Annotated in this window: 7 protein-coding genes; all 7 read right to left on the minus strand. The window is 70.8% G+C overall.

Annotation, left to right across the window (positions count from 1 at the left end; all coding sequences use genetic code 11):
• Window positions 1-11 precede the first annotated feature (11 nt).
• The 7 genes from ACIRFH_RS36020 to ACIRFH_RS36050 all read right to left on the minus strand — a co-directional run bounded on the left by ACIRFH_RS36020 (window position 12) and on the right by ACIRFH_RS36050 (window position 10,738).
• Complete coding sequence (locus ACIRFH_RS36020) at window positions 12-3,077, minus strand: Helicase associated domain protein (protein WP_403530642.1); 3,066 nt, start codon at window positions 3,075-3,077, stop codon at window positions 12-14.
• A 100-nt stretch (window positions 3,078-3,177) separates the two neighbouring features.
• Window positions 3,178-4,206 carry a TniB family NTP-binding protein gene (locus ACIRFH_RS36025; protein ID WP_403530645.1) on the minus strand — a complete coding sequence of 343 codons (1,029 nt, stop codon included), beginning with the start codon at window positions 4,204-4,206 and terminating at the stop codon, window positions 3,178-3,180.
• The gene (locus tag ACIRFH_RS36030; RefSeq protein WP_403530648.1) at window positions 4,200-5,696 is read right to left on the minus strand and encodes a hypothetical protein; all 1,497 of its coding nucleotides are present in this window, start codon (window positions 5,694-5,696) and stop codon (window positions 4,200-4,202) included. Before ACIRFH_RS36030 ends, ACIRFH_RS36025 begins: the two co-directional genes overlap by 7 nt.
• Window positions 5,669-6,451: a hypothetical protein gene (locus tag ACIRFH_RS36035; RefSeq protein WP_403530651.1), complete on the minus strand. Its 783-nt coding sequence runs from the start codon at window positions 6,449-6,451 to the stop codon at window positions 5,669-5,671. Before ACIRFH_RS36035 ends, ACIRFH_RS36030 begins: the two co-directional genes overlap by 28 nt.
• Window positions 6,448-7,242 (minus strand): TnsA-like heteromeric transposase endonuclease subunit, encoded by a 795-nt coding sequence (locus ACIRFH_RS36040; protein WP_403530654.1) that lies wholly within the window; start codon window positions 7,240-7,242, stop codon window positions 6,448-6,450. The genes ACIRFH_RS36035 and ACIRFH_RS36040 overlap by 4 nt, the downstream gene beginning before the upstream one ends.
• Window positions 7,243-7,403: 161 nt before the next feature.
• Complete coding sequence (locus ACIRFH_RS36045) at window positions 7,404-10,073, minus strand: Helicase associated domain protein (protein WP_403530657.1); 2,670 nt, start codon at window positions 10,071-10,073, stop codon at window positions 7,404-7,406.
• 38 nt (window positions 10,074-10,111) lie between these two features.
• A complete protein-coding gene (locus ACIRFH_RS36050; protein WP_403530659.1) occupies window positions 10,112-10,738 on the minus strand; it encodes a hypothetical protein in 627 nt (208 codons plus the stop codon).
• Between the last annotated feature and the right edge of the window lie 501 nt (window positions 10,739-11,239).

The raw sequence follows: 11,239 nt of genomic DNA on the forward strand, positions 1-11,239 counted from the left end.
CACCCCCCAGGTCATCCCTTCGACAGGGGGCAACAGTCATGCCGAGCCCGGAGGCCAGCGGCCCTCTTGCAGGACCGTGAAGAACATAACGGGGGGCGGCGTTGGCCGGCTTTGCGGCGTTGTTGGATCAGCCATGTCCCGAGAGGAAAGCCCTCATGGTGCGTGCTTTTGGGGACGCAGAGGTTGCCGGTCTCCTTGGCCCAGGCGTGGGCGTGGGCCAGGCCGGGGCTTGGCGGGTAGGGGCGGGTCGCTTTGCGGCGCTGTGTGCTGGTGCGGTTTTCCGGGGTGATGCCGATGCGTGTGAGGAGCGTGTGCTGTTGCGGGTGTAGTCGGCGCCAGGCGGCGCGTTGAGCGGATGCCCAGGAATGGGTGGTGGAGCTGATGGGTGTGGTGCGGGCGTGGTGGTAGGCGCGCTGCCAGCGCATGGGCCAGGGTGGGTTCCACCAGGGGTCGATCATGGTCAGTGCGCGGTGAACGGCGTATGGGGTGTTCGCGTTATGGGCCATAAGACGTTGTCGGGCGAGCCAGGATCCCAGGGGGAAGCCGTCGTGGACGGCGCAGTACGGCGTTGCCAGACTGCCGTGCGCGGCTGTGAAGCTGCGGGCGTGCTCGAGTGCGGTCTCGGCATACGGGGTGACGGGCCGGGTGCGGGTGCTCTCCTCGGTCAAGCCGATGTCGGCCAGGAGGCGCTGCTGGCCGGGATGCAGGTCGGCGTAGTGCCTGATCTGCCAGCGTAGCCAGGCCCGCTCGTCTGGGGCGAAGCTGCGGAACTCGTGCATGGCGTCTGGCTGGTGGCCGGCCTGGACCTGATGGTGGATGTGCTGCCAGGCGCGTTGCCACGCCAGGCTCCAGGGCGGACACCACCACGGATCGACCGCAGTCAGCGCCTTCGCCGCGGCGCACTGAGGCGCGCCCGTGTCGGCATCTGTTCGGGCGTGCTGGCGTTGCCGGCGCAGCCACCGCCCCAGCTCGAACCCGTCGTGGACGGTGCTGATCGCGGCGGCGAGAGTGCCGTGTGTGGAGTGATAGGAACGTGCGTAGCCGAGTCCGACGGCGAAGTCGGCTTCGCGTTCGGCGGGCCGTGCGGCCGCGCTGCGGGCCCGGACCGCGCTCAGCCCGATCCGGGTGAGCAGGTCCTGCTGGTCGGGCTGGAGTGTGTCGTACTGGGCGCACTGGTTGGTCAGCCACCTGGCGAGTGCGCGGCTGGTGCCGGGGAATCCGGCCGCGGCGTCCAGGACGTGACCGTCTGCGATGTGGGTGTGTGCTTGGTGCCAGGAGCGCTGCCACTTCAGGGCCCAGGGCGGGTTCCACCAGGGGTCGATTGCCGACAGTGCCAGTGCTCGGGGTGAGGGAGCGCCATGACGCAGCTGGTAGGCCCGGTCTTTGCTGCGCTGGTTGGCCAGCCACTGCCCTAGCTTGAATCCGTCCTGGACGGTGTCGGCGGTCGCGGTCACCAGCGTGCCGTGGGTGCGGGCAAAGGCGCGTGCACCTGCGAGGGTGCGTTCGAAGTGGGTGGCCATGTGCTTGCGGCGAGGCTGGGCCGCCCGTACGGCCTCGGGAGTGAGGCCGATGTCAGACAGCAGACGCTGTTGCGCGGGGTGCAGGTCGGCATAGCCGGTGCACTGCATGTGCAGCCATTCACCCAGACCGAAGTTGGTGGTGGGGAAGCCGCGCTCGGGCCGCAGGCCGCCCCGGGCGCGGGCATGGTCGCGGGCTTCGTAGTAGGTGCGCTGCCACATCACCGTCCACGGCGGCCGCCACCACGGATCCAGCGCCTCGAGTTCCGCGACGTGTTCGGGCGGTACCGCGGGAGATTTCCGGTGGTTCGACAGCCACCGGCCCAGCGCAAAGCCGTTGAACCGCTCGCCGATCGGAGCCGCGAGGTGGCCGTGAAGGGCAGCGTAGGCACGGGCGTGGGCCAGACCGGTATGAAATGCCTGCTCGGGGGTGAGCCGCAGCCCGCGGCCCCGCGACGGGCTGCCTCCCACCGCCTCCGGCTTACTGCCGTTGCGGTAGGCCTGCAGTTCCCGGGCGATGGGCCGGGGCCGGTGTGCCATGTGCAGCGTCCACAAACGATCGGCGGCGTCTGCACCAGCAGGGGACCGCACGCAGTTGTGCACCCATACCAGCAAGGGCCCGGCTGAGGTCGAAGCGATCTTCTCGGGCAGCCAGCCCCGGTTGGTGATCTGGGCCAGCTCGCTGACCAGAGCGGGCGTGTCCGCAAGGGTGTGTGGCAGGTGGCCGCTGATCTCGGCGCGCAGCCGCCGCCTGAAGCCTTCGTCAACGAGAACAGAGGCGATGGCAACCGTCTCCGGGTAGGTGACCGCGTCCCTGGCCAGCAGCCGCCACCAGCCGGGATCGGTGCCTGGCGGCGCGAGCTGCAGTGCCCGGCGCGGCCACTGCTCTTCCTCAGGCCACTGCTGCGCCCACCAGGAGACGGCCACGGCATGGGCGACCTCGAACGCACGAACGCCGTCCGGCCAGTGGCGCAGCAGACTCAGGTGTCGCCGGTGTGCCGCGAGCATCTCCGGCAGCCCCGTTAGGTCGATCTGCTCGGTGCCGGCCGGCGCACCTGCGATCCAATGGGTGCCGAGCAGCCAGCGCCGGTGGCGCGGGCAGATGCGGGTGTGCGGCTGTAAGTACAGCCGTGCAGGCTTGGCCCGTCCGGTGCGTGCGGCCGTGCACAGATGGCAGCCTTCCCCCGCAGCCGGAACCACGGAGCCGAAGCGGAACCGCCCGGCCGTGCCCGCCCCGTCCGGCGAAAGAGGTTCCTGGGCGGTCCAGGCAGGCAGGGCACGCTGAAGGATCTCCTCGGGCACGCGGCTGAACATGCAGACACGGGCGCGGGCTTCGGCGTTGAGGTAGACCTCGCCGTCCGGGCGGTAGCCCTTGAACAGGCCTCCGCCGACCTGCAGCAGCGCGGGGACGAGGTCTCTGACGCCGAGCCGGTAGCGGTCGGCCAGCCGGTCCAGGTACGAAAGGTTCGTCTCGCCCTGCAGCGGCGCGAGCCGTGCTGGCCCCGGTCGTGCCGCAGCCGTACGCGGCGGCTGCGGCTGTGGTGGAAGAAAGTCGTGCATCAGGGAGTAGAGGTCGTTTCCTGGCGGGCACGGATGTGCTGGCATCCGAGCCGTGGCCGAACGGTGGATCGGTGCGGTCGGTTGAGGCAGACGCCGCCGGTCAGGGCTGGCGTTGCGTGGGCATCCGGTGGCGCCTGGGTGCTCGGGCCCGTTGTTCGGCGGCGGTGTCGAGCTCGATCTGTTTGAGCAGCTTCTTGGTGATCTTTTCGGTGCCGTCCAGCAGGGACACGAGGGCGGCTTCGCGGATGAGGTGGGAGAGGCTGCCCATGCGTCCGCCAGTGCGGGCGTGCAGGTAGGCGGCGTGCGTCACCAGGGTGCCCGGCCGGTGCTGGCGCAGCCGCAGCGCGCTGTCCATGCCGTTCACTAGGGCATTCCAGACCTGCTTGTCCGCGCTGCTGCCGTAGCGCAGGGGCTGGTTGCGCACGATTTTGAAGCGGCCGGCGAGCTGGGAGCCGCGCACGCCGGTCAGCAGGGGTGAGGCTTCGACGTCGATGCCGGAGTAGACGAAGGTGGCCGGGATCCGTTCGCCGAGGTACTTCAGCTGGTCGGAGGTCTCGGCGCCGGCCCGGCTGCGGGTGTCCATCAGGTGCACGTCGTCGACCAGGACGAGCTGGGTGCCCAGCTCGCACAGCAGCTCGCACACGGCGTTGGTGATCTGGATCTGGTTCATCCGCTCCAGCGTCGGCAGGCCCAGGAAGCGGGCGAACTCGCTGATGAGCATTTTCGGGGTGGAGGACGGCGGCACGGTGATGAACAGGACCGGCAGACGTCCGTCCTGGTTCGGGTGGCGGCGCCGGTCGGCGAGTTCGACGGTGCGCCCGAGCTGCTGCATGGCGGTGGTCTTCCCGGTGGTGGCGGGCCCGGAGATGATCAGGCCGCGTCTGGCTCCGCCCTGCTGGCCGCGGTTGAGCAGCAGCAGACGGCGGACCGCGGTGGAGATGGTGTCCATGGCGGGGGTCTTCAGCACCACGAACCGTGCGTGGTAGTCCTCCCGCTGCTCCAGCGTCCACTCCTGGTCTCCGGCGTTCCGTGCCGGGGCGTGGGGTGTGTCGACGAACTGCTGCCACCCGTCCCACGTGGTCAGCGGGCTGAAAGCGCTCGTGGTGGCGGGCTGGGCCGCTGTCACCATGCCTGGGCCTCCTGGTACGGGTCGTAGATGAGCATGCCGCCCGCCCCGGCGGCGTTCAGCGTCTGCCCTACGGCCTGGTCCCGGTCCGTTCCGGCCGTCGACTCGGACGCTTCGGCCTCATCCGCGTGTTCTGCCGCGGCGTCCTGGCCGTCGGCGAGGGCGGCGAGAAGGTAGTCCTCGCCGTCCGGGTCGTCCTCGATGTCGTCCAGGCTGTCGTCGGTGTCCCAGCGGTCGCCGTCTTCAAGCGGGACGGTGAAGGAGCCGGGCAGCCCGAACGAGGCCCCCGGCGCCAGAGGCGCAGGGCACTGCTGCGGGGCGGTGGCAGGGGACGGGTCGGTCATCTGCGCGGCCGCCTGGGCCCGGGCGGCTACCGTCCGCTCTCGTCTGCTGCCCAGTCCCTGGCTGGCACGGCGCAGCAGCGCATCCAGCGCCTGGGCGATCGCCGCCTCGTGTTCTTCGCGGCCCTCGCGGCGTTCCACGGTGCGGCGGACGTAGCCGAAGGTGAACGCGGTGAAGGGGCGCCGTACCGCCTCCGCGTGGACCCACGGCACCTCCAACCATCCCTCGGGCAGGCGCACCCACACCCGGTTCGGATCGTAGGGGTTGTGGTGGACCTCCCACCGTCCGTTCTTGTCCTCCTGCGGTGAGCGGCGGCGCCGGTAGGGGTTGAGGCCGGGGTGGTCGTAGGTGCGGTAGCCGAAGCGGACGCCGTAGTCGTTGATCGCCAGCCACCGCAAGGGCAGCAGCTCAACGTAGTCGTCGGCGGACAACGGCACGGGCACGTGCCCGGTCACCGCCACCAAAGCTGCCCACATCTCGTTCGGTGAGATAGCGACCTGCGGCATCATCGGGTGCCGCAGCGCCTCGTGCCGGCGCTCCTGCCACCCGCAGATGACCCACTCGTCCAGCAGTTCCTGAAGCTGCGCCAGGCTCCAGCAGGCATCCTGCTCCGCGGCCGCGCCCCGCTGGGAGACGTCCGAGCCGGTGTGGCCCGGCAGGTACTGGCTGAACCCGTCGGCGATGGCGCGAAAGGTTCGTTCCACGTCCCCCTTCGCCGGGCCGTTCGCCGGCGGCACCGGCTGCACCGACACCCCCAGGCTCTCGCACGCCGAGACGAACGACGCCGACACATACACCCGGCCCTGGTCCACGACCACCGTCTCCGGCATGATCACCGGCCGGGCGGCAGCCCGCTCCAGCCGCGCGTCCAACGCAACCAGTCGCTTGTAGGGGATGACCGACCGCTGCATGGACAGTGCCGCATCCCAGCCCGGCCGCATCGCGGCCGGCACTACCATCTGCGCCAGCAGCATCGCCGCGTCCACCGACGTCGTGCCCACCGGACGCACCACCGCCGCGCAGATGCTGCGCGTCGCCACGTCCAGCGCGATACACAGTTCAAGACGGCCGGTTACACCGTCGTCCAGCACCGCCAGGACATCCAGCGGCGTGCTGTCCAGCATCACCAGCTCGCCCGGCCGCAGTGCCACCGTCGGCGTGAACGGAGGTGCCGGCCGTGACGCATGCCACCGCCGCTGCGCCGCTGTCCCCAGCAGCCCCTGTCCGTCGGCCACCGCGTGCACCAGCCGGTTGAACGTCGACGCCGGCGGCAGGGCCACCGCCCGGCGCCGTACTCCTCCTCCAGCAGCCACCCCACCCGGCGGCGCAGCCGCACCAGCGTGCCCGTCGACCGCTCCCGCTGCCCCTCCAGCACCTTCCTGACTGCCGCGACCACCCGCTCATCGGCCCGCCCCAGGGCCGACCGCTCCCGCACCGACCGGCCGTCCACCAGCCCCCACAAGCCCTCGCTGCGGTAGCGCGCCCGCATCCGGCGCACCGTCGCCGCACTCGCCGCCCAGCCCACCGCAGTCAACTCCTCGGCCTTCGCCCGCTCCCGCTGCTCCAGGCTCCGCGTCGCCGGATCGAACTGCTCACGCGGGGCGCCCTGCCCGACCGAGTCCGGGAAGCCGGTCTCCACCTCCCGCACATGCCGCTGCCAGGCCAGAGCCCGCTCCTGCACCTCCACCGGCAGCGTCTCCAGCAGGCCGAACGGCGGCACCCTCACCGGCACTGGTCCGCCTTCTACCTCGAAGGACGGATGGGCGAACAGGTAGGGCAGCAGTACGACCGCCGAGGCGCCCTCGTCGGTCACCAGCGTGGCCCGGGCGCCTTCCAGCGCGGCGAGCCTCCATACCCGTCCGTCGTAGCGAAGGCGCGCCCCGACCTCGACAACCGCCTGCGTCACGCCGCTTCGGCCTCCTGCCGTGCGACCGAGACGACGGCACGCTCGTGCAGCGGTTCGTCCAGCCGTACCCGCAGCACGCCGCTCCACAGTGCGTGAAAGACCGCGGGCCATACGGCGATCGGGTCACCCAGCTCACACACCGCCTCCACCGCCGGCCGCGGACTGGCGAACACCTCCACCAGAGCCGGCGTCCACGGCCCTGCGGCGTACCGGGGATGCCGGTAACCGGCTAGCCACCGCACATTGACCACCAGCACCGGATCCGGCGGCCCCGCGAGCCGGTAGGACCAGCCCACCGCCTTGGCGGCAGCCGCCACAACCCGTGCCCGCGCCACCAGCCGGGCAGAGGGTCCGCTGCGTCCCACGCAGTCGAGCAACAGGCCGCTGCCGTCCTGAAGCCTGGCCATCAGCTGCGGCGCATGACCGAGGACCCTGTTTTCCTCACGCCACACCAGCTCCACCGGCCGGCAGGCCAGCGCCACCACCGCCGGTTCCCGGTCCAGCAGCATCAGCTCGGTCCGCATGACACCGGACCCGTACGCCACCAGCCGCCCGGTCGTCGACGACCACCACCAGCCCGGAGCCACACGCCGCCCGGGCCGGACGGGGAAAGGCCGTACCGCAGAAAAGTCCTCAAAGGGGACGTCCTGCGCCGCCTCAAGCCACGAAACCCGATGTGCCTTTCTCAGAAGATCGCGAAAGCACGCGTCGACCCTGCCGGTAACCGCAGGTGCGGCGGACACCTTGAGATCGCCCGCCGAAACCACATCAACAACTCCGCCAGGCTCCATACCCGAAGCTAAGTGCATGAGCGGAAGCGCAGATGTTCCGATCCTCGCCGCTCACCCGAACGGATGAGAACTCTTCACCGCAGGTGGCCACGCCGCCTGACGCGGCTGTGCAAGTACGGGTGTACGCGGTAGATGCGCCTTTCATGCGTATTTGGTACGCCTCATGCCCACTCCATGCCGAGCTGTCGTAGTGCGTCGAGCTGGTCGGCGTCCAGCCGGCCCCTCCTCGATTTGGTGTTCGATACCCATACGCCGAGTTTCACGGTCACCGGCTCCTCCTGGCCGTCGACCGTGATCTCCTCGCTGTGGCCGCGTGGTACGGGCCGGTGGGCGCCTTCACGCTCGACCCACTGTGTGAGGGCTGCAAGGCCCCGCTGGAATGCCATCTGGGCTTTGCTCGGCCCCCTCGCTGCGCCAGCGGCTTCCGGGGCGGGAGGCGGCGCCTGGTCGCGCTGTACGCCCAGCTTCGACAGCCGCTGCTGCTGCTCTTGGGAGAGCTCCGTCCAGCTGCGGCGTTGTCGCTGGAGCCATTTGCCCAGATCGTCGCCCTCGAACAGGACGCCGGGTGCGATGTCCGGCAGGAGGCCGTCGGGTTCGTCGGCGGCGAGGTGGGCGAGGACGCGGTAGTGGCGCTGCCAGTTCAGTGGCCAGGGGCAGTTCCAGTCCCGGTCGATCGCGGCCAGCTGCGCAGCGCGCTCCTCCGCCCGCTCCGGGTCCTTTCCGAGGCCGCCTTTCCTGCGGAGGTTGGCCATGTGCTGCCCGATGGGCACGGGGCCGCCGCCGGCCGGGTCGTCCCAGACGGCGTCCTGCCGCGGTGCGAGGTGCCCGGTCGCCCGCCGGTAGGACCTGAGCGCAGCGAGCTTGGTCTCCCACACCTCCTCGCCCGGCTCCCACACCATCCCGGCCTCCGGCGCGTCCAGCAGCGTCTTGCGCCGCTCCTCCAGTTCCCCGGCCCGCAGCGCCTTTCGCTGCTGATGCACCCACCGCCCAAGCGGAAACGCCTTCGTCGCCCCGACCTCGACCTCGACGTCATACGGAACGGCATAGAGACCGGTGATCTCGTTCTCCCTGCGCCACCGCAGCAGGGCTTGATAGCCCTCGAGCCAGACCAGGGACTCGGGCCGGTAGACCCGGGTGCGCAGGAAGGCCGCGATGGTCGCTGGGGCGCGCGGGCTGGAGAAGTGGAGCAGGGCGGCTTCGGCAGCTGCGCCGGTGCCACCCTCCTGGTGCTCCCCGTCCTTTTCGCCGCCGGCGCCGACGATCCGTCCCTCTTCGTCCCGCCGGACGTGAATCTTACGCTTGCCGCTCGTCAGCGCCCGCGAGGCCAGTTGCTCGACGAGTCGTTCATCGTGCGAGCGCAGGCCCTGGAGTACGGCCACGAGCGGCTTGAAGCTGGCGGAGGCGACCATGTCGGTCGGGTCCTCGTTCGGCTCCAGAAACACCGGCACGATGATCCTGGCCACCTTGGTGCTGCCGTCCTTGTTGAGCCTCAGCGCCCGGCCGATGTTCTGGACGATTTCCACCTGGGAGCCGCGGGTGTCGGCGAAGCAGACCGCCTCGACGCCTCGCTCGCCGGTGATGTCGACGCCTTCCCCGAGCACGCGAACGCTCGCGAGGAAGGCCCGGTGCACCCGGCGTCCGGTCGCGTCGATGCCGTTGGCGAACTGGCGGATCTTCTCACGCCGTTCGGCGACGGTGTGGTCGCCGCACAGCCACGCCGACCACACCCGGTCCGGCGGGACATGGCGGCCGGCATCCAGCTCGTAGAACTCCGCGTCGATGGACGACTTCGGCAGCTTGTCCGCGGCCGCCAGGTCCTCGTCGGAGGCGTCGTTCATGTACAGCTCGGCGGCCGTCTCGGGCAGCTTTTCCGCGAACGCGGCTGCCTCCTCGACCTTCTGGTGGAACGTCATGACTGTACGCAGGTTGTACGCGGCGGCGTGCTCCAGGAGCGCGGTCTGCAACAGTGCCAGGCGCCGGCCGCGCCGTGCCTCCTCCGACTCCCCCAGAACGGGGGAGGGGTCGCGGATCTCCAGCACGTCGATCTCGAACCCCGCAAGGATCTCCCGCTCGATCGCCTCCGACAGCCCGAGCTCCGCGATCCACGCGCCGTACGTCCCGTTCGGGTCGTCGGCCATGGTCGCGATCTCCACCTCCTGGCCGTCCGCGCCCTTCTGCGGCCGGGGCGCGGCGAGGATGCGCGGGGTCGCGGTGAGGTAGAGCCGGAAGTCCGCCGGGATCCGCTGGTTGTCGTGGATCGCCGCCCACGGCCGACCAAGATCACCAGCGGTTCCGTGCGCCTCATCCACGATCGCCAGGTCGAAGCCCGCCATGCGCTGCCCGTAGAGCCGCTCCCCGCCCGCCAGAGCGGCCTCCAGCGGCCCGCGAACCTTCCGCCGACCCGTCGGGTCCTCCGGGTCCTCGCGGTCCACCAGCGAGGCGTACGTGGCGAACACAACCACGGGCCCGGACCCTGCCCACAGGGCGAGCTGGATCGGGTTCGTGGTGGTGCGCACCCCCAGCTCGTTCAGGACCGGGTCGTTCTCCAGCGAGCACACCGCGACCATCGGGGCCCGGTGGCCCACCAGGCGCCACGCCTGGGCGGTCTGCGCGAGCAGGTCCAGGGTCGGCACGGTCACGAGGATCCGGCCGCCCGCGAACGACTCCAGCGCGCACGCGGCGGCCGTGATCGTCTTGCCCGAGCCGGTCGCTGACACGATCGTGGCACGGGCACCCTGAGGGGGCACAGATGACCTTGCAGGGAATCCCACCCACCTGCGAAACGCAGCGCGCTGGGCTACCTGGTGTTCCTTGAGCTGAATCGCTGACATTTCCTTGCCCTCCCCGAGCACTGAATTCCTGTGGTCTTTCAGAGGGCCGCGTGCGGAATGCAGGCCGCGCCCAGGTCGTTCCAGATCGACGCATCCGCCTTGTGCCAGCCGCCGGGCTTTCCGCCCTTGAACGGCGGCTTGTCGTCCACGTCGTAGTGCCCGGCATCGAGCGTGCAGACCACGACGTCCCCGTCCGCGTTCCGCGTCCGCGCGGTGCACAGATCGCCGGCCTCGCCCAGCGCCTCCAGCACCCGCCGCCGCGCCGTGGTGTGCGGGTGAGTGCCCGGCAGCACGCTCTCCCGGACGAACCTCTCCAGCCGCACCAGGTCCGCCCGCTCACGCTGCCTTACGTCCGCGATATGTACGGCCAGTTCAGCGGCCCCAGCCGACCGCCCGCCGCGCCGGACCCACTCCCGGTCCGCGATACCCACCAGGGCCTCGCTCACGGCCCTCACGCCGTCATCCCAGCCGTCCGCGGACAGCGAGCCCCGAGAGGCCGGCGCCATGCCGTCCAGCTCCACCACCTGGCACTGCGCCCCGGCGACCGCCCCGGCCTCCAGCGCGGCCACCAGGCCGTCCGCCTCGTCCGCGGGCACACCCTGCGCCTCCAGGAGCGCGAACACCTTCAACCGGGCGTTGACGCCTGCCGTCTGATACTGGCTCACCCGGCGCAGAGAATCGCTGCTCAGCGCGGGCCCAGGTCCGGTAGATTCGTGGTGACCGGTCATCTTCGATCGTTCCTCTCGGAATTCCGGGGAGGTTCCCGGGTGGCTGGGGGGTGTCCTGTGTTTCCGCCAACGGTACATGCTGCATCAATCTGATGCACGCGGTACACTGGAACCCACACGAACGAGCGCCCCCCACCCTCGTAGCCAGCCCGGCCCGCGCCAGCGGGCCCAGGCGGTTCTGGAGGCGCAGCCGGAAGAACCGTCAGGCGGGGGAGCGCAGCGGACCCGCCGGGAGCGCCACGCGCTCCCCCAACCCCCGCACTGAAGGCCCCACTAGCCGCACCCGACACCCCGTCAGCCGCCCGGCCGCGCAGCGGCCGGCCCCACCGGTCCCCGGAGCGCAGCGAAGGGGACCGCCCGCGCATCGCGCGGGCCAGCGGGAGCGCAGCGACCGCCCCGCTTGCTCCGGGCGCAGCCCGGAGGGACCCGCTCCGCGGG

This window comes from Streptomyces sp. NPDC093586 (genome assembly GCF_044764905.1).
GTDB lineage: Bacteria > Actinomycetota > Actinomycetes > Streptomycetales > Streptomycetaceae > Streptomyces.